The sequence below is a fragment of the Oenococcus sp. genome (genome assembly GCF_047725585.1).
GTDB classification, from domain to species: Bacteria; Bacillota; Bacilli; order Lactobacillales; family Lactobacillaceae; genus Oenococcus; species Oenococcus kitaharae_A.
Genome location: NZ_JBDNNF010000002.1, coordinates 122,218 through 139,639, shown reverse-complemented (window position 1 = coordinate 139,639; position 17,422 = coordinate 122,218). Strand labels below are relative to the sequence as shown.

The 17,422-nt window shown below is 42.1% G+C and carries 22 protein-coding genes, 1 pseudogene and 1 riboswitch; of the genes and pseudogenes, 8 read left to right on the top strand and 15 right to left on the bottom strand.

Annotated elements, in window-relative coordinates:
* Window positions 1-25: 25 nt before the first annotated feature.
* The gene (eno, locus tag ABF487_RS03150) at window positions 26-1,312 is read right to left on the bottom strand and encodes a phosphopyruvate hydratase (protein ID WP_415634460.1); all 1,287 of its coding nucleotides are present in this window, start codon (window positions 1,310-1,312) and stop codon (window positions 26-28) included.
* Between the two features lie 52 nt (window positions 1,313-1,364).
* A riboswitch (Fluoride riboswitch) is annotated at window positions 1,365-1,430 on the bottom strand.
* Between the two features lie 201 nt (window positions 1,431-1,631).
* On the opposite strand from eno, the gene ABF487_RS03145 reads away from it, so the two are divergent.
* Both ABF487_RS03145 and ABF487_RS03140 read left to right on the top strand, forming a co-directional pair.
* A complete protein-coding gene (locus ABF487_RS03145; RefSeq protein WP_415634459.1) occupies window positions 1,632-2,009 on the top strand; it encodes a fluoride efflux transporter FluC in 378 nt (125 codons plus the stop codon).
* Window positions 1,999-2,361, top strand: coding sequence for a fluoride efflux transporter FluC (locus tag ABF487_RS03140; protein ID WP_415634458.1), 363 nt, complete (start codon window positions 1,999-2,001; stop codon window positions 2,359-2,361). Before ABF487_RS03145 ends, ABF487_RS03140 begins: the two co-directional genes overlap by 11 nt.
* A 31-nt stretch (window positions 2,362-2,392) precedes the next feature.
* On the opposite strand, the gene ABF487_RS03135 is transcribed toward ABF487_RS03140, so the two are convergent.
* A complete protein-coding gene (locus ABF487_RS03135) occupies window positions 2,393-3,127 on the bottom strand; it encodes a DUF4811 domain-containing protein (protein WP_415634457.1) in 735 nt (244 codons plus the stop codon).
* Complete coding sequence (locus tag ABF487_RS03130; protein ID WP_415634456.1) at window positions 3,124-4,626, bottom strand: MDR family MFS transporter; 1,503 nt, start codon at window positions 4,624-4,626, stop codon at window positions 3,124-3,126. The genes ABF487_RS03135 and ABF487_RS03130 overlap by 4 nt, the downstream gene beginning before the upstream one ends.
* Window positions 4,627-4,798: 172 nt before the next feature.
* Between ABF487_RS03130 and ABF487_RS03125 the strand changes: the two genes are divergently transcribed.
* Window positions 4,799-5,257, top strand: a complete 459-nt coding sequence (locus ABF487_RS03125; protein WP_415634455.1) for a MerR family transcriptional regulator — start codon at window positions 4,799-4,801, stop codon at window positions 5,255-5,257.
* A 55-nt stretch (window positions 5,258-5,312) separates the two neighbouring features.
* Window positions 5,313-6,230, top strand: a complete 918-nt coding sequence (locus ABF487_RS03120; protein WP_415634454.1) for a nucleoside hydrolase — start codon at window positions 5,313-5,315, stop codon at window positions 6,228-6,230.
* A gap of 38 nt (window positions 6,231-6,268) precedes the next feature.
* Here ABF487_RS03120 and ABF487_RS03115 read toward each other — a convergent pair whose 3' ends face one another.
* Window positions 6,269-6,589 (bottom strand): hypothetical protein, encoded by a 321-nt coding sequence (locus ABF487_RS03115; RefSeq protein ID WP_415634453.1) that lies wholly within the window; start codon window positions 6,587-6,589, stop codon window positions 6,269-6,271.
* A 3-nt stretch (window positions 6,590-6,592) separates the two neighbouring features.
* Window positions 6,593-6,790, bottom strand: coding sequence for a hypothetical protein (locus ABF487_RS03110; RefSeq protein ID WP_415634452.1), 198 nt, complete (start codon window positions 6,788-6,790; stop codon window positions 6,593-6,595).
* Window positions 6,791-7,048: 258 nt separating this feature from the next.
* On the opposite strand from ABF487_RS03110, the gene ABF487_RS03105 reads away from it, so the two are divergent.
* On the top strand, window positions 7,049-7,702 hold the full coding sequence (locus tag ABF487_RS03105) for an NAD(P)-dependent oxidoreductase (protein ID WP_415634451.1): 654 nt from the start codon (window positions 7,049-7,051) through the stop codon (window positions 7,700-7,702).
* 64 nt (window positions 7,703-7,766) lie between these two features.
* Here the strand turns inward: ABF487_RS03105 and ABF487_RS03100 are convergent, their stop codons facing one another.
* On the bottom strand, window positions 7,767-8,321 hold the full coding sequence (locus ABF487_RS03100; RefSeq protein WP_415634450.1) for an NADPH-dependent FMN reductase: 555 nt from the start codon (window positions 8,319-8,321) through the stop codon (window positions 7,767-7,769).
* 72 nt (window positions 8,322-8,393) lie between these two features.
* On the bottom strand, window positions 8,394-9,293 hold the full coding sequence (locus ABF487_RS03095) for a magnesium transporter CorA family protein (RefSeq protein ID WP_263778693.1): 900 nt from the start codon (window positions 9,291-9,293) through the stop codon (window positions 8,394-8,396).
* Window positions 9,294-9,444: 151 nt separating this feature from the next.
* Here ABF487_RS03095 and ABF487_RS03090 point away from each other — a divergent pair, with 151 nt between their 5' ends.
* A complete protein-coding gene (locus ABF487_RS03090; RefSeq protein ID WP_263778692.1) occupies window positions 9,445-9,642 on the top strand; it encodes a hypothetical protein in 198 nt (65 codons plus the stop codon).
* A 37-nt stretch (window positions 9,643-9,679) separates the two neighbouring features.
* On the opposite strand, the gene ABF487_RS03085 is transcribed toward ABF487_RS03090, so the two are convergent.
* The 7 genes and pseudogenes from ABF487_RS03085 to ABF487_RS03055 form a co-directional block, all read right to left on the bottom strand.
* Window positions 9,680-10,558, bottom strand: coding sequence for an N-acetylmuramoyl-L-alanine amidase (locus ABF487_RS03085; RefSeq protein ID WP_263778691.1), 879 nt, complete (start codon window positions 10,556-10,558; stop codon window positions 9,680-9,682).
* On the bottom strand, window positions 10,555-10,995 hold the full coding sequence (locus tag ABF487_RS03080) for a Fur family transcriptional regulator (RefSeq protein WP_415634449.1): 441 nt from the start codon (window positions 10,993-10,995) through the stop codon (window positions 10,555-10,557). The genes ABF487_RS03085 and ABF487_RS03080 overlap by 4 nt, the downstream gene beginning before the upstream one ends.
* An 89-nt stretch (window positions 10,996-11,084) precedes the next feature.
* A complete protein-coding gene (locus ABF487_RS03075) occupies window positions 11,085-11,882 on the bottom strand; it encodes a metal ABC transporter permease (RefSeq protein ID WP_263778688.1) in 798 nt (265 codons plus the stop codon).
* Window positions 11,883-11,893: 11 nt separating this feature from the next.
* The gene (locus tag ABF487_RS03070; RefSeq protein WP_415634607.1) at window positions 11,894-12,532 is read right to left on the bottom strand and encodes an ATP-binding cassette domain-containing protein; all 639 of its coding nucleotides are present in this window, start codon (window positions 12,530-12,532) and stop codon (window positions 11,894-11,896) included.
* 84 nt (window positions 12,533-12,616) lie between these two features.
* Entirely contained in the window at window positions 12,617-13,531 is a 915-nt protein-coding gene (locus ABF487_RS03065; protein WP_415634448.1) for a metal ABC transporter solute-binding protein, read from the bottom strand.
* Between the two features lie 195 nt (window positions 13,532-13,726).
* Window positions 13,727-15,123: pseudogene (locus ABF487_RS03060) on the bottom strand (FAD-binding oxidoreductase).
* 230 nt (window positions 15,124-15,353) lie between these two features.
* Window positions 15,354-15,605 (bottom strand): GlsB/YeaQ/YmgE family stress response membrane protein, encoded by a 252-nt coding sequence (locus ABF487_RS03055; RefSeq protein WP_263778684.1) that lies wholly within the window; start codon window positions 15,603-15,605, stop codon window positions 15,354-15,356.
* Window positions 15,606-15,728: 123 nt separating this feature from the next.
* Here ABF487_RS03055 and ABF487_RS03050 point away from each other — a divergent pair, with 123 nt between their 5' ends.
* Both ABF487_RS03050 and ABF487_RS03045 read left to right on the top strand, forming a co-directional pair.
* The gene (locus tag ABF487_RS03050) at window positions 15,729-16,370 is read left to right on the top strand and encodes a dihydrofolate reductase family protein (RefSeq protein ID WP_415634447.1); all 642 of its coding nucleotides are present in this window, start codon (window positions 15,729-15,731) and stop codon (window positions 16,368-16,370) included.
* 92 nt (window positions 16,371-16,462) lie between these two features.
* Window positions 16,463-16,975: a GNAT family N-acetyltransferase gene (locus ABF487_RS03045; RefSeq protein ID WP_263778682.1), complete on the top strand. Its 513-nt coding sequence runs from the start codon at window positions 16,463-16,465 to the stop codon at window positions 16,973-16,975.
* Between the two features lie 4 nt (window positions 16,976-16,979).
* Here ABF487_RS03045 and ABF487_RS03040 read toward each other — a convergent pair whose 3' ends face one another.
* Entirely contained in the window at window positions 16,980-17,384 is a 405-nt protein-coding gene (locus tag ABF487_RS03040) for a VOC family protein (RefSeq protein WP_415634446.1), read from the bottom strand.
* Between the last annotated feature and the right edge of the window lie 38 nt (window positions 17,385-17,422).

The following is a 17,422-nucleotide window of genomic DNA, read 5'->3' as shown; positions in this document are numbered from 1 at the left end:
CTATCAGATATTTTTGCATGACGCGTTAATCAAAAGTCACATTATCAGGAAAATGTGCTAATCGTGTACCATCAGCACCTAATTCTTCCTCGATACGCAATAATTGGTTATATTTTTCTACTCGTTCAGAACGGGCCGGCGCACCGGATTTCAGTTGAGCAGCATTTGTTGCAACAGTAAAGTCAGCCACAAAAGTATCACCAGTTTCTCCAGAACGGTGCGACATCATCGTCGTATAGCCGTTTTTACGTGCCAATCGAATCCCTTCTAATGTTTCTGTGACCGTCCCAATCTGGTTTAATTTGATTAAAATACTGTTGGCAACGCCCCGCTGAATAGCCTGCCGAATTAACTTAGGATTCGTGCACACCAAGTCATCGGCTACGATTTGTACTTCACTACCGTGAGCCTTCGTAAAGGCCGCAAAATTATCCCAATCTTCCTCCCCGAAGGGGTCTTCAATCGAAATAATTTCCGGGAACTTAGCTAATAAATGCATATAATAATCGCCAAGCTCTTGAGGTGTATATGTCTGCCCTTCAAAATCATAACTATGCGTGCTTCGATTATAGAAATAGGATGCAGCAGCATCAAAAGCAATCGCAATTTCTTTTCCCGGTTTGTATCCAGCCTTAAGAATGGCATCGTGCAGCATCTGTAAAGCTTCCTCTGAATTTTTGAGATCCGGTGCAAAACCACCTTCATCGCCTAGACCGGTTGTATAGCCAGCATCCTCAATGACTTTTTTTAATGTATGGTAAGTATTAGCGATTTTCTCAAACCCATCCCGAAAGCTGGTTCGGTCGACTGGCGTAATCATGAATTCCTGAATATCAATGCCATTATCCGCATGTTCGCCACCATTAATCACATTATGAAAAGTTTGTGGCAATTCTAAATCAGTACCACCTAAATAGCGATAAAGTGGTTCATTCAGGGCATTAGCCGCTGCCCGTGCGGTTGCCATAGAAACGCCTAAAATCGCGTTGGCACCTAGATGAGCCTTATTTGCCGTGCCATCTAAATCAATCATGATTTGATCGATGTGAGCTTGATTAAACGGATCAGCACCATGTAATGCTCGATTAATGTCCTTATTGACATTATCAACCGCTTTCAAGACACCTTTACCCTGTAGCCGTTCACCACCATCACGTAATTCAACGGCTTCTTTTTCACCAGTCGAGGCCCCTGAAGGGACTTCTGCACGTCCCAGTGTTCCATCTGATAAAACAACATCGGCCTCAACCGTTGGGTTCCCTCGCGAATCAAAAATTTCTCGAGCTCGAATTCTTTCAATTACTTGTGTCATTATCATTTCTCCCTTTTGATAATTTAAAAAAAAACGTCTACTGCTTGAAATACAAACAGTAGACGTCATCAAATTGATTATCAATTAAATTTTGGCGAACGTCATCGCCGATTCACTTTTTACAATTAGAGAATACACCATATGAGAATCAAGCGCAATGCATTTATGCAGGATTTTGTGCAGTGTCTGCTATTCCTTATCGAATCCATCGTTTCTCATCAAACAGTTGCCTGTTCTATCAGCATGAATAGCCAAACAGCCTTGATTTGCAAAAAGGTAGTGTGTTATTATTCGAAAAAGTAAATTAAGGGGACGGAGATTGATCAGAAACAGTGTCATTATTTTAATTTGTGCTTTTTTTGCAGGTGCTTTAAGAGAATTGCTGGAATTGTCTTTTCAAAGTCCCTTTCACTGGGTAACACTCGTCATTAATTTAACTGGGGCTTTACTGATGGGCATGACTTATGAATATGTCGAGCTCTCTGAAGAAAACAGCGGCATTTTCTCCTTAATTGTTGGCACGGGTTTAATCGGCAGTTTCACGACTTTTTCGACTTTTATATCAGAGATCTATGCTTTCATCAGGCAGCAGCAATTTTTGCTAGCACTGCTTTACCTAGTCTCATCAACTGTTTTTGGTATACTGCTGCTCATCAGCGGCAAAAAAATCGTCAGGGTCATGAAACATGCTGATTAAACTAACCTTTATTTCAGCCTTAGGTACTGCCCTTGGCGGCGAAGCTAGATACTTAATTTCGCGCTACCCGCGCTTTGACCGGCTTTTTGGTTTTTCTCTGGCGACTATTCTGATCAATATTATCGGTTCTTTTCTGCTGGCAATTGTGTTAAACAGCTCGCTTTCCCTGCTTTGGCGAACTTTTTTCGGCAGCGGTATTATCGGCGGCTTAACGACCTTTTCGACCTTTATTTTAGAAACAGTTAATTTGTCGACCAAACAGCAACGCCAAAAAGCCCTGCTGTATCTTATCATCTCCGTATTATTATCTTTGGCAGCCTTCGCTTTTGCCGCTTGGTTGATGCACAAATAAAAAATCCAACCTTTGGCTGGATTTAAGTAAATTATTTTTTTAGTTGTGAAACAGTTTTTTGAATTAATTGCCTTTGAAAATCGGCAGCAAACTGTTTGCCCAAACGCTGTTGGGCCTGACGATCAGTTGCTAAAGCAGGCTGCTTAGCGATTGCTTCTTGCATATGCGTCTGTACATATGCGGCCGCTTGTGCCTTGGCTTGAGCTTGGAATTTTGCGCTGCCCATTTGCTTTTGTAGCGCTTTAGCTTGAACAGTCGAGAGACGAAGCCAAGATTTTGGTAAGTAAAAACGATTAACTCTGCGCGTCAATTCATGACCGTTTCCGGCGATGCCGAATAAAAAGCGATTGAAATTAGAACGGTATTCCCAATGCGTTTCACTGGTCTGAAGTCGAGCTTTTTGAGAAGACACGGCTATCACACGGTTTACAGTCATCGAATTAACCTGCGTATGGCTAGGTTTTTTCTGGTTAGCTTTGGTCGTGTAGATATAGACATTATCCTTGCCACTAGTGCCGATCGGCTGATATAAAAGCAGACCAACTGGCATTTTACTGCCCGCTGAAGAATAAATGCGGCGAGTCTGCTGAGTCGTCACCTTTTGCAGACCAAAGTGATCATGATAATTGGCAGCTATAGCAGCTAAAGATAAAATCAGCACAACGCCTGAAATAAGAGTCAGTAAAGTTCTTGGGAAGAGACGGTCAATATAGATAAAACTCACGAAAAAAACGACTGCAGAAAGAATCAGTAGAATTAAAATCATGCTTCACCCCCTTGAGAAAGCGGCTTTTTGGTGTCCTGCAAAGTATCTTCTGAAAAGATTCTATCCTCTTTATTTTTCATAAAGAAAGCAATCAAAAAGCCGGCAGCACAGAAAGCAACCGCAATCCAGAAGGCTGCATGATAACCTGACATAGTCGCATTAAAAGCCTTTACTTGATAAGCCAGAGGCGACGCCTTTAACAAACTCTGTTTTGGCATTTGATTGTTCGTCACATTGGATAAAACAGAAATCAATATCGCAGTCCCGATCGAACTGGCTACTTGACGAACCGTGTTATTAACGGCCGTACCATGAGCAATCAGATTCGTCGGCAGCGCATTCATACCAGCTGTCGTTGCAGGCATCATGACCATTGAAATACCAAACATGCGCAGTGCATACAAAACTGTGATGTAGATAACAGGTGTTGTCTGTGTGATCATCACAAAGGATAACGTCCCAGCTGTTAACAAGAAGAGCCCGGCAATCGATAAACGTTTTGCACCAATGCGGTCAAAGGCACGGCCGGTAATTGGGCTCATAACCGCCATCATCAAAGCGCCCGGCAGCAATGTCAGGCCGGAATGCAAAGCGCTCATATGATGAACAATCTGTAAATAAAGCGGCACAATCATTTCGACACCGACCATCGCAATCATCACTACCGAACTTAATGCCGTTGCAATTGTAAAAGTCGAAGATGAGAAGACACGCAGCTGCAAAAATGGTGTTTTCATAGCCAATTGGCGCCAGACGAATAAGATAATTAAAATCAACCCAACGATTAAGCAGGATAAGACTGTTTTTGAACCCCAGCCATCATCGCCAACTGACGAAAATCCATACAACAAAGCGCCAAATCCAGCTGTTGATAAGGCTAAAGACAGCCAGTCTAATTTTGGACGCGATGTTTCAATAACCGGCTTCATAAAGAAGAAAGCAGCCAGCAGCACGGCCGCAACAATCGGGATAATCATGCCAAACAAGTCACGCCATTGCCAGGTGTCAATCACCCAGCCGGACAATGTCGGTCCGATAGCAGGTGCAACGCCAATAACAATGCCGGCCATCCCCATCGCTGTGCCACGCTTATCAGGCGGAAAGATGGATAGCATAATATTCTGCAGCAAAGGCATCGAAATGCCGACACCGACAGCCTGAATCAGACGTCCAGATAAGAGAAAGGCAAAGCTCGGAGCTGCCCAGGCCATGATTGTGCCGATCTCAAAAATGGCCATCGATGAAATATAAAGCCACTTGGAGTTGAAACGGTTGGACAACCATGCTGAAACAGGAATCATAATACCATTGACCAGTAGAAAACCAGTCGTCAGCCATTGGACTGTCGAGGTCGAAATATTGAAAGCCTTCATTAAGGTTGGAAAGGCTGTTGCAAGGATTGTCTGATTGAGGACAGTACAAAACGTACCAACCAATAAGACAATGATCATCATCAAACGATTATAGGGCTGACCCTTAGAATCAATTGCTTTTGACATTGAAATACCTTCTTTCTTGTGTTTGTGATTTCTGCTCGTTAAAAATAACTAGTCAAATATACCGCTTTAGCAGATAGTTGTAAACATTTGTCATATCATCATTATGAAAAATATATTAATTCTAGGATTCGTAGTAACTTTAGCATGATAAAATAGACTCATTGGTACAGATATGAGCGACATACAAGCAGACACACAATTCAACGATTTTACTGATTTTCGTCCCTTAATTCAATCAATTGTTAAAGAAGATAAGGTCTTAATCGGAATTGCTGATCTTTCACAGGCGACCGGCGTTTCTCAAACACAACTACGCTACTGGCTGGAGAAAGGTTATATTATCAGCCGTGACGATCCAAAAAAGAAAAAGTTTTCCTATGGCACCGTCTTTCGAGTGGCCATCATCAAGCATTTGCAAGATGAAGGTTTCACACTGGCCGCAGCCGTTGCTAAAGCCGACCATCATTCAGCCGTTGTGAAAGCCTTTAAACATCTTGTCGCAGATCGTCTGAGCGGCATTCAAGAGACCGATACAGCGACATTTATTGATTTTGGCAGTTTTGACCCCCAGCCTGATAAGCACCTAATTGCCAAAATTACCGATACGGAGATACGTTTTCTCATCCAGTAGGTTCACAGTGTCTATAATTAAGAAAAGACGATAGGACTTAAGCGAGGCTGAAACATTGGCAGAGAAACACATCATTTTAGACTGTGATCCGGGAGTTGACGACGCTTTTGCAATCGTGGCCGCAATCTTAGACCCGACAATCAAGTTAGATTTAATTTCGACCGTTGCCGGTAATGTGAGCGTCGACCGAACGACGAAAAACGCACTTTATTTAGTACAGGATATGAAAGCCAAAGTACCTGTTGCCTCCGGTGCAGCTCGTCCTTTATTGCGCGAACTGGAGAGCTATGAACCCTGGTTTGGCGAAAGCGGGCTTGGTGATTATGCCAACGGTGATTTGGTGATTTCCGAGACTGATGAAAATGCCGTGGCAAAAATCTACGAAACACTAATCGAAAATTCTCATCCAATGACCATCGTCGGGACTGGCGCCTACACGAACCTAGCATTGTTGCTGGTTGAACACCCGGATATTAAGCCAAAAATCAAAGAGTTTATCCTCATGGGCGGTACTTTGTCTCAAGGCAATATGTCCAGTGTCGCCGAATTCAATATTTATTGCGACCCGGAAGCTGCCGATTTGATTTATCGTTCAGGAATCCCGATTATTACGGCGGGTATTGACGTATCGCAGAAAGCGCTGATCCAATTTCAGACTAATGACCAGCTGGCTGGATTTGGTTTTGTTGGCGACAAACTTGCAACTTTATTGAAAGATTATGCCGAACGCCAGGAAAACGGATTTATCGTCTACGACTTAAACACAATTGCCTACTTGCTTCATCCGGAATTCTACAAAAGCCGCAACTACTATATTGCCATTCAAAAAGACGGGCCGGCGCGAGGTGCCAGCGTGGCTGATTTATCCGACCGCAAAGATACAAATGTCAAAGTATTGACCGATGTCGATAGTCAACAGCTAAATGGCTGGCTGATTAAAGAGATGTCTGCCCTGTCTAAAATCAACGCATAAAAAAGCCTCCCAATCTGAGAGGCTTTTTAATTTAGTTATTAGAGTAAAACAAAGCCGATCAGAAAACCCAAAATACTGCAGACAGCGCCCCAAATGATTTCCTGCATTGTGTGTCTTCCTAAATATAGCGAAGCCCAAATGACGATTACCACGGCGACCCCCAGCCAAAATCCATATCCCAGCCCCAGAGAAAAGCTAGCCATTAAATACGGTCCGACCGTGCCGCAAGTATGTCCACTGGCTCGAATGTGAAGGATTTTATTAAAAATTACGAGAAATATGGCTGAGATTAAGTAGGTCAGCAGCAGTTTAAAAGTCAGCACTTTAACTGAGAAGAACAGTGCGTACAAAAAAGCCACAATTTAGCCTATCGGATAAACGTAGAATGCAATTCGGCGTTTCCCTTCCGGCCCACGCCGCCGGACCTGCGGAATAAAGTCGGCCAATAGATAGGAAGCTAAAGGCAGGATAACCAGCAGTGCTAAAACGACAGTAATCTGATCTAATGCAGTCAAAAGGCCAGTCATGTAAAAGATCACCATGAGATATACAGTAATCATTGGCGGTTCGCATAACGCTCGAATCAATTTCGCTAGATTTGTTAAAATTTTCGGATGAACGATTGGATGAATCATAGAAATAAACCCGCTTTCTCATCAAATAAATAATTGTTCAATGATTAACATATTAGTGCATCAGCAAGGAAAATCCAACCCTTTTATCGATCACATCCGAGAATAATGACAAATAATTGGTCATTGAAATAACAATCGACTGATTTGGTTGCTATACTAAAGTAAGTAAAAAGGAGATCAAAAATGAAAATAACAGTAATTGGTGCAACGGGTATGGCTGGGTCAGCAATCGTCTCAGAGGCAGTCAAAAGAGGCCATGATGTCACTGCCATCGCACGATCAGCAGAAAAATTGGTTGATTTGAAGACTAAGATACCGAGTATTCAAACTTTGCTTAAAGATGCTTTTGCTCTGACAAAAGATGATCTATCAAACAGTGACGTCCTGATCGATGCCTTTGCCAGCAGCCCTGACAAGGCTTATCTGCATGTTGATTTAGCGGCCAAATTGATTGCTCTGTTTCGGCAAAGCAGCCAGCCGCGTTTATTCTTTATTCTTGGTGCTGGCAGCCTGCACATTGGTGAAGATCACCATCTAGTTGTGAAAGATATGGAAAAAGATCCACAAAACGATTCCTTTATTTCGGTACCGCAAAATCAATTAAAGGAACTGCGATTTTTGCAAAACGTCGATGATGTTAATTGGGTTGCTGTATCTCCTGCCGCTTCATTTCATGCTGGTGCTGCTACAGCTATATTAAAAGGCAAAGATGACCTGCTGTTTAATCAAGCCGGCCAATCCGAAACTTCTTCAGGAACAATGGCCAAAGCAATTTTGGACGAGATTGAACACGAAAATTATCACCAAACGCGTTTTACAATTGCTGATAGTGATTAAAAATAAAAAAAGCCGTGCGATGATGAGCTCGCACGGCTTTTTTAATATGAAGAGAAAACTACAATTATGAAAAGCGTTTAACTAAATCAGCAAAAGTATTGATAGCGGTTTGCAAAAAAGCGATTGTACCCGGATTAGTTATTTTGAGATTATCATCCAAGAGGTTTCGGACGTTGCCTATGTACACCTCAGGTTGAGCGACCACTGGCATGTTCAAAAAGACCAAGGACTGGCGCAAATGATGGTTGGCACCAAATCCAGCAATGCCGCCGATAGAAACACTGATGATCAAAGCAGGTTTGCCATTCCAGACACTCTGTCCAATTGGCCGAGAACCCACATCCAAAGCATTCTTTAAGGCAGCCGGCATGGAGCGATTATATTCAGGTGTCGCAAAAATCACAGCATCAATATCAGCCATCTGCTGCCTCAAATGCTGCCAGCTCTCCGGAACCTTTTTTTCGTCATCAAAGTCCTGATTATAAAGTGCCAGATCCGAAATTTTCACGTTAACAAGTTCAAATCCTCCAGGCAGCAAGGCGGCGGCTTGTGTTGCAATGGCACGTGTATAAGACTTTTTTCTTAAACTGCCCACGATTAAGGCCACTTTTTTAGTCATGATATTCTTCATATCTCCTTACTTTTTGTAAGTTAAATATAACGCTAAAAAATAAGGAAATCAAGCGGTCTTTTATAAAGAATGGTGATGATGAAGATAGATGATTAATAAGAGCATTAAAATAACAGTCACGATTAACGAAATCAACCATGCTAGTGATCCTGCGGCCAGCGGCAGATGCATATTCATACCATAAAAACCGCTCACGATGGGCGGAATGGCCAACAGCAGCGACCAGACTGTCAAAAAACGCATAATCGCATTCAGATCATTATTAATCAAGCGATCATAGGCATCACTTAACTGCTCAACATTTTCCGATATCAAATCGATCAATCTGGTTGACTGGCGAACTGCGAGATTGAGTTTCCGAAGTTTGCGTGCAGATACCGTCTTGATCTGGACATGTGTATCTTTGAAAAAAGAATGGATCTGAGAAAAACAGTCAGCATTTTCTTTGACGGCCGAGCGAAGATAAACAACATTCCGATTCACTCTTGTCAGATTTTCAAAATTTCTGCTATTACGATGGGAACTTAAATGCGTCTGAATGTGTTCCGTTCGCTCAGACAAATTTGAAATGATATCCATATATTTGTTCAGGGTCAGAAGCAAAAGATCTAACAAAAACTCAGCACGATCGCCTTCCTGCTGTTTTAACAAATCCATGACGCTATCATGAATAAAAGTCATTTTTGAGGTCACAAACATCAGCATCTGCTGTTTGTGAAAAATGACAGAGATAGGCTCAGAATGCGATTTTTCACTGATCGGTACCCAGAAAACAATCACAGCATCCTCTAAGGAGTCTTCGCTTTCAATGCGCGCCGGACCATTCTTATCATCGACATACTCAAGCAATAACGGATCAATCTGATATTGATTTTCGAGCAGGTCCTTATCAGCTTGGGTATAATTCTCGACCAAGACGAGATCGAAGCGATGCCTGCTGTCAGATGAATATTTTTTCAACAAAGTCAGGACTCCTCCCGTTGTTTTAATTAACCGCGCAATAAGGATTTGTTTCTGGAAGCGCTTAATATTAGTTTAACCCTTGGCTGATAAAATAAAGCCATCGGCAGAAAACCGGTACAAGTATGATCATTTCCAAGGAGGAAGAGCCATGTCAGTTAAAGAAGATCAAGCGAATTCACTCAAGGAACACAAACAAATCCAAGCACCTGAGGCGGAAGACAAAGCAACCGCAGACCAATTAAAACTTGCTAAGGGCCAAAGCGATCAGCTGCTGAGCCAAGCCGAAAAGAAGCTCTACGCTTTAAGAAACGCTGCCAAAGATAAAATCAGCGAAATTAATAAATAAAAACCTGTAGATGAGGATGTCTCAAAATACAGGTTTTTTATTTTATATAACGATTCAACGAGGCCACAATATCAACCGCAACCTGCTGCTGATAAGCCGGGTTCTTGATATATGGAAAATCAAAATCGCTATCCATAAATCCCATCTCAATCAGGACAGCCGGACGGCGGTTATCCCGCAAGACTTGAAAATTACCATAGGCAATGCCGCGATCGTATAAAGGCAGATTGTGGAAACCCTGATCAAGACTAGCCGCGAGCTGGTCGGCATTATGATGATATTTAAAAACCTCATAGCCATAAGCTAAATTGCGCTGCCCTGCAGAATTAAAATGAAAGCTGATAAATAAGGTTGCCTTGACACGATTAGACATCGCCGGCCGTGCCGCCAGACTAACAGTTTTATCACTGTGCCTTGTCATTAACACACGAGCATGTTGAGCTTTTAACAAACGATAGGTCTTTAGAGCCGTTGGCAGCGTATAGTGTTTTTCCATTGCGCCGTCAGGTGCTAAAGTGCCGGAATCAATACCGCCATGACCAGGGTCCAGCACAATCGTACTTTCGGCTAAACGACCGCTCTTTGCCGCATCGTAACTCTGATCTCTTAAAAGCCAGGCAGCCACCCAGCCTTTGCTAGAAGCCGATCTTACATAATACCAATCCGTTTGTTGATTGCGTCGGAGAACGGTCACTCGTTGGCCTCTAGCCACACGTCGAATAATACGCGACCGCGGTGAAGGCGAAGCACACAAATTCACAGAGCCAGCCTGGACAGTCAATTGTAAAGAACGATGCAGCAGATAAAAAGTTCCTGCAGCCAGCAAAATCAGCAGTATAAAAATAGCAATCAACCATCGACGTCTTTTTTGGACCGACAAACGGTTGATGAATTTTTTTTGCCGCCAAATATTCAAACTGCCGCCGCCAAACAATCGGCACAGACACCGAAAAGTTCAAAGTCTGTTGAATTAATTTCGCAATCAGGAATTTGTTTTTGGAAATCAGTCAAATCCGGTCGTTTTAATTCAATCACACGGCGGCATTTTTCACAGATAAAGTGGCAGTGTTTCAGATTCTTGAAATCACATTGATATTTCACACAAAGGCCGTTTTTAAAACTACGTGTCTCAAGCACTGAAATTTTTTCGAGTTCCTGAACATTGCGATAAACCGTTTCATAACTCATATGTTTGTAAGTCTGACGCAAAAAGAGATCAATCTCTTTAATGGGCAGATAATAATCTTGTCGATCTGCTAAATACTGCAGCATATCGCTTCTTTGATTTGTAATTTTCAGGCCGTTTTTTTTCATGACCTCGAGTGCTTCGCCGATATCGACTGTCTTTATCATGCTGATATACCTTCTAAAACCATATAACTAATCCAAATGGCCTTCGTTTAAAACAATAACATAGCATTCTTATATGGGGCATCATCTTCCTATTTTTGCGCTTTGATGGTCTTGGCAAATAAGCTGGCCAAATAAAAGAAAGTTTCGATCGCTGCGATGAAAAATGTGACCGGCCAATTAGTTTCATAAGCCAGATACAGGCCAAGCCAAGTACCAACTAAGGAAAGGCCAATACTGATAAAAATCATAGCCGAAACAGAACGGGCGTAAAATTGTGCAGTATAAGCTGGCAATGTCAGCAAAATAAAAATCAGCAAAGCCCCAACAATTTGTGAAGCGACACTCACGCTTAAAGCCATCATGACGATGAAAATAATATTGATATAATTATTTTTTCTATCTGTAATTTGAGAACCAATCTGATCAAAAGAATCAAATTTCAAACGGCGATAAATCAACATCGTCAGAATCATGACAATCATAGAAACAACAATGATTTGGATCACGTTGCCAAAACTAATCCCGACGATACTACCGAATAAAATACTTGTTGTATAGGAAGCATTTTTGCTGGAAAAAGAAAGAAACAGAACGCCTAATCCCATAAATAAAGCCGAAACAGAGCTTGTTGCTGCATCCCTTCTCTGCTGATTAATCCCAATTCGACTGGCTAAAATTGAACTCAGAAAAGTGAATAACATCATCGACTGAAAGGGTGCCCATCCGATCCAAACGCCAAAGGCCGCACCGGAAAAGCCGATTTCAGAAAGTGTGTGAGCGAGAAAAGACAATTTTCTGGCAACCACAAAAACACCAACAATGCCGCATAAGATCGCGACAATCGTCCCCGCTTCGTAGGCATGCTGCATAAAATCTAACGATAACATGGATTCTCCTTTCAATTTTCAGCCAAATCGGCCACTTTACCGTACTTAAATTTGTCGGGGAATAATTCCAAATAATGTTTCCCGTACTTTTTGACCAGCGGCCAATCATGAGAGATGAAAATAATCGTGGTCTGATTGTCTCTGTTCAATTTAGTTACAAGATCCAAAACATCATATTTAGACTGCTGGTCAAGGCTTGCAGTTGATTCATCTAAAATCAAAAGTTTAGGCTGATTGAGAATCGCTTGTGCTAGGTAAGCACGTTGTTTTTCACCGCCGGATGCCTTGCCCATAATTTGTTTTCTTTTCTGCCAAAGATTTGTCTTTTCAAGTGCTTGGCGTACCTGTGCGCGTTCAGAACGGCTTAGCCAAGGCCTGAGAGAATGGCTTAACTTCAAAGCGACGAAATTTTCGATTGAGAGCGGGTAATTTTCTTCAATATTGCGAAACTGCGGGACATAACCGATATCATTTTTAGTCATTATCTCAGGATTGAGCCATATTTTACCATCACTAGGAGTCAAGAGACCTAGCAGCAAATATATTAAAGTTGTCTTGCCCGTGCCATTAGATCCTAATAGACAAAAAAAATCTCCCTTTTGAATATCCAAGTTCAGATTTTCATAAAGGACACGATTTTTAAAGGTCATTTTCAGATTAACAAAAGAAATAATTGCTTGTGCTGCTTCTGTCAAATGTTTTTCTCCTTAGTTAGAAAAGGTCTAAGCCATAAATTACTTAGCTTCATTTTGAATCCGGCCTACTTGATTATACTGGCTGAGCATCCATTGTTTATAGCTCTTGCCTTTCGGTTTCGTTTCAGTCACTTTTAGAACTGGTACCTGATACTTTTTGGCCAGTCTGACCAGATTGCCGACGGTTTTATCAGTAGCCTGCGTATTTTGAACAAAAAAGGCAATTTTCCGTTTGCGGATATCCTGCTGCATGTTGGCAACATCCTTAGGTGCAGGGTCGGTGCCATCTTCAACAGACTTGGCAAATCCAGTGTTGTTCTCCTTATATCCAAGACTTGCAAGTGCGTAATCAAAGACCGGTTCGCTGACATCAACTAATTTACCATCGCTTTTTTTGCTCAATGCGGCGATTTTGCGATTAATCGGCCGAATGTTGTTTTGAATATACTTTTTCGCATTTGCTTTGAAATAAGCTTTTTCACTCGGCTTTAAAGCTGCAAAATGTTTAGCCAGATAATTTGCAACTTTCGGCATTGTCTTGCGATTGTACCAAAGGTGCGGGTTATCACCGTTTTTGCGGTTCATAATATCTTCACCCACACGGATGGTCAGGGCACGCTTGTTATTCTGAGCTAGTTTTGACATCCAACTGTCATATCCGATACCATTATAAAGAAGCACGTCAGCAGCATCGGCCTGCTTAGCGACATTAGTTGTTGGCTGATAATCATGCGGATCAATGCTGGTCTTTTTGATCACGTTTTCAACTGTTCCCTGATTGCCTAAAACAGCCTTAGCCACTTCACCATAAAAATCCACTGATGACAGCACTTTGATCTTCCCCTTAACTTCTTTTGCGCTAGCGGCCGGCTGACTGCCAAAAGTAAAAAACAAACTTAAGGTCGCAATTAATGCCGCGATTAACAAACAGACACTCTTAAAACTCTTAACCATATTCCCTCCAATTCCTTGCTTAAATAGTAAATATTACTAATAAATCCTAACATACAATTTATCAAAATAAGCCAGAAATAGTAATTTTTCCTCTTTTAAGCTGAATTTTTCATAAAAATCACGAGCTATTAACTTATTTCACAAAGATTTTTGGCAATGGCACTAAAAAACCGCCATCGGCAGGCGGTTGACTCTTTAATTAATTTTTCTTTTCGGATTCAAAATTCCCATGGGATCAAAAAGATTTTTTAACTGATGCTGAATGACATCAACATCGTCACCTAATTCTTCGTTGGTCCATAGGTTTTTTGACATACCGACCGCATGCTCGCCGGAAATGGTGCCGCCCAGCGCCAAGGTCTTATAAAATAAGCGGCGAATCCCTTCAATAACAGCGTCAGGCGGCGTTGGCTGGCCGTCCCAAAGCAGGCTTGGGTGCAGATTACCATCTCCAGCGTGCCCGGCCGTGTAAATATCCAGTGATAAGTCTTTGGCTGTCTGGTCGATAAAATCAGTCATCACAGCTAATTGCGATAATGGGACAGCCATGTCTTCCATAATGTGATATTTTGTATTGGCAAACACAGCCGGCAGCATGTCCTGGCGCAGTTTAACTAATTGTGCTGCTTTATCTGGATCATCAGTGACTGTAATATTCCAAGCTTCATGCTCTTTTAAGATTTTTTCAGAAATCTGCAGCTGCGTGTCGCTAGCGCCGTCAAAGCCAAAAATCAGCATGGCTGAACTGGCCGTCTTGGCATAATGACTGTCTTCATATTGATCCAAAGCCTGAACCGTCTTGCCATCCAGAGCTTCCAGCATCGTCGGATACAGACCAGACATCCGTAAGGCCTGAACACCCTTAGCTAGTTTGGTCATATCATCAAAGAAAGCAATGCCGCGAATCGTTTTGCCATAAGGAATTGGAAACAGTTTAACAGTCACTTCTGTGATAATGCCAAAAGTGCCTTCAGAGCCGACAAAAAGCTGCGTCAAATCATAGCCGAAAGCCTGCTTCAGTGTCCGGCCGCCAAGCTTGATTTCATGGCCGTTTGTCAGCATCACTTTCAAACCTAGCACTGAATCTTTTGTCGCCCCATAGCGCGCGCCGCTGAGGCCGCCAGCATTCGTCGAGGCATTGCCGCCAATTGATGATAAGGGTTTGGAGGCTGGATCCGGCGCATAAAACAAGCCTTGTTTGCGGGCGGCTTGATCCAAATCCTGATTAATGACGCCAGGTTCAACGACGGCTAATCCGTCGCCTTGGCTAATCTCGATAATATGATTCAGTTTGGCAACTGAAAGAATAATCCCACCATTGACACCGTCAGCGCCAATCACAGTACTTGTATCAGCGCCCTGCGCGACAATCGGCAAATGGAATTTCATGGCGGTTTTTAAAACGCCGCCGATATCGTCCTTGTCGCTAACGGCCACATAAGCAAAAATTTTGCCGTCAATCTGGTCCTGCGCCCGGCCATTTGCCGTATGTTCGTCCGCCATAAGGTCACCAATATGAATCTCAGCGTGAGGTGCGGCTTTTTTAAATAATCAATCATCTCCTGATGACTATGAGCTGTAAATACTGCCATACTTAATATCCTTTCAAAATCAATTGCTGCATTTTTAGTTGGTTAAAAATCGGCCTTTAAAATAATAAACAACCATATGCTTACTAAAAGTAACAATAAATTAGTTTTACAACGAAAGCGCAAACATGTCAAGAAATAAAAGAAATTTGTTAGCAAATAATTCAAATAAAAGCAGTCAAAATAAAAACCAGCCCAATCAGTGGCTGGTTTTTAATGTAAAAAGAATTAGATTATTTATTACTCCTTGTCGTTAACCAAGAAACAATTAAGACGACAACGACCGCACCGATGATTGATTGGAAAACAGCTATCCCGGCAACATGCCAACCCCAATCTCCGAGAATGGATTCGCCAAGCCATGAACCGACTAAACCAGCTACGATATTAGCGATCCAGCCCATTGACTTGCCTTTACTCGTAATCGCACCAGCAATTGCGCCGATGATCGCGCCGATGATTAATACCCAAAGTAAATGAAGCATGATAATTCCTTTCCGGAGCTTTTTTATTGACCTCAGTTGGCCACAACTCTATTTTAACAAAAATCACAAAGTCACTCATTTCTCGGATTTGAAGGTCTTGTTGATCTTGCCAATATTGGACATTTGTATAATTTAAGTATTGGTAAGCGCTTTCTGTTTGCCAAAATAGATGACAAGGGAAAAATAAAAATGAGAAAGCTGGTTCTATTTTTACATGCTTCACTTGATGGTTTTGTAGAAGGGCCGAATGGTGCTATGGATATCGGCTGGATTGCTTACGACGCCGATTTAGAAAAATATGCAGAAAAAGTTCTGAACACTGCAGATACTGTCATTTGGGACCGCCGAACTTATCAGATGATGCATGATTATTGGCCGACTGTCCCGGCGAATCCATCAGCCTCGCCATATGAAAGACATCACGCTGATTGGATCGAACAGGTAGACAAAATTGTGTTTTCCAGAACACTTAAGGAAGTCGAATGGCATCACACAAGGCTCGTCCAAGATAATGTCAAAAAAGAAATCAATCGCCTGAAACAGCAGCCGGGTCAAGACATGGTGATACTCGGGAGCCCTAGATTGGCCCACTCTTTGATGGCACTGGATTTAATTGATGAGTATAAGATTACCATTTCGCCTGTTCTGATCGGCCAGGGACTGCCTTTATTTCAGGGTATTAAGAACAAAGTTGACTTAAAACTGCTTGAAAATCAAAGCTTTGATTCCGACGCTCTGGGCCTTACCTATCAGACGATACGGTAGAGGTATCGCAAACATTTTTTGTCTGTCATTTGCTACAATCAATGACAAAACGAGCTGGTCTTGCCGGCTAGGGACGGAAAACAATCGGTCAGATGCTAGAGATAAGATTCTTAAATGAAAATGATTTTGATCAATATCGGCAAATACGATTAGCTGCTTTGTTGTCGGATCCAACCGCATTTGGTTCAACTTATGAAGAAGAAAACCGTTATCCGGATCGGCATTTTAAAGACCGCCTCCAAAACAGTAATGGCCGCTTTATCGTAGGGGCTTTTATAGGATCTGATTTGATTTGTATTGCGGCTCTTAGAAGGTTAAGCAATCAAAAAGAACAGCATAAAGCAGAATTAGTCTCAGTTTATTGTTTACCAGAATATCGCCATCGAGGTATGGCCCGCAAAACGATTCAATTCTGCATCGATCAGGCTCGTCAAATCGAGGGTCTGAGACAGATTCTGCTGGCCGTGTCAGCCAATAATCAACAAGCAATCAGTTTATACAAATCGCTAAACTTTGCCAAATACGGCACCGAACCTGATTCTTTGTTCGACGGCAAAGAATATTTTGATGAAAACCTCATGATTCTCATGTTAAAAAACGACTAGTATTTTACTCGGCCACTGTGACTTCGACTTTGATACGGTCGGGATCCTCAAAATATAAGGCATAATAATTCTCGCCGCCAGCATAAGGATAACGGTCAGCATAGAGTTCTTTATAAGGCTGATCGGTCAGCTCTTGTCTTAAATCATCAATCTCCTGCTTGCTGGACATATAAAAAGCCAAGTGATTCAAGCCAATGTACGTGCGATTGTAATTAAAAGCCAGTTTTTCCTGATCCGTTTGCACAAATACCAAATAAGTGTCATCCAAAATGAAGCTGATGCCCTTATCCCACTGCTGATAGATTTTGTAATTTAGATGCGAGACTAACAGCCATGACCAGAATTTTGTCGTGGTCATAAGATCGGAAACATAGATTTCAACGTGACTGATGAGGCCTTTTTTTGTCATAAAAACTCCTAGTTATTTGCGTCAGTCAGCAGGACTTT

Bases quoted from the DNA above. Each gene is read 5' to 3' on its own strand.
- eno (WP_415634460.1), bottom strand. From the start codon at position 1,312: ATGACACAAGTAATTGAAAGAATTCGAGCTCGAGAAATTTTTGATTCG.
- ABF487_RS03140 (WP_415634458.1), top strand. From the start codon at position 1,999: ATGCTGATTAAACTAACCTTTATTTCAGCCTTAGGTACTGCCCTTGGC.
- ABF487_RS03135 (WP_415634457.1), bottom strand. From the start codon at position 3,127: ATGATTTTAATTCTACTGATTCTTTCTGCAGTCGTTTTTTTCGTGAGT.
- ABF487_RS03130 (WP_415634456.1), bottom strand. From the start codon at position 4,626: ATGTCAAAAGCAATTGATTCTAAGGGTCAGCCCTATAATCGTTTGATG.
- ABF487_RS03125 (WP_415634455.1), top strand. From the start codon at position 4,799: ATGAGCGACATACAAGCAGACACACAATTCAACGATTTTACTGATTTT.
- ABF487_RS03110 (WP_415634452.1), bottom strand. From the start codon at position 6,790: ATGATTACTGTATATCTCATGGTGATCTTTTACATGACTGGCCTTTTG.
- ABF487_RS03105 (WP_415634451.1), top strand. From the start codon at position 7,049: ATGAAAATAACAGTAATTGGTGCAACGGGTATGGCTGGGTCAGCAATC.
- ABF487_RS03100 (WP_415634450.1), bottom strand. From the start codon at position 8,321: ATGACTAAAAAAGTGGCCTTAATCGTGGGCAGTTTAAGAAAAAAGTCT.
- ABF487_RS03090 (WP_263778692.1), top strand. From the start codon at position 9,445: ATGTCAGTTAAAGAAGATCAAGCGAATTCACTCAAGGAACACAAACAA.
- ABF487_RS03080 (WP_415634449.1), bottom strand. From the start codon at position 10,995: ATGATAAAGACAGTCGATATCGGCGAAGCACTCGAGGTCATGAAAAAA.
- ABF487_RS03075 (WP_263778688.1), bottom strand. From the start codon at position 11,882: ATGTTATCGTTAGATTTTATGCAGCATGCCTACGAAGCGGGGACGATT.
- ABF487_RS03070 (WP_415634607.1), bottom strand. From the start codon at position 12,532: ATGACCTTTAAAAATCGTGTCCTTTATGAAAATCTGAACTTGGATATT.
- ABF487_RS03065 (WP_415634448.1), bottom strand. From the start codon at position 13,531: ATGGTTAAGAGTTTTAAGAGTGTCTGTTTGTTAATCGCGGCATTAATT.
- ABF487_RS03055 (WP_263778684.1), bottom strand. From the start codon at position 15,605: ATGCTTCATTTACTTTGGGTATTAATCATCGGCGCGATCATCGGCGCA.
- ABF487_RS03045 (WP_263778682.1), top strand. From the start codon at position 16,463: ATGCTAGAGATAAGATTCTTAAATGAAAATGATTTTGATCAATATCGG.
- ABF487_RS03040 (WP_415634446.1), bottom strand. From the start codon at position 17,384: ATGACAAAAAAAGGCCTCATCAGTCACGTTGAAATCTATGTTTCCGAT.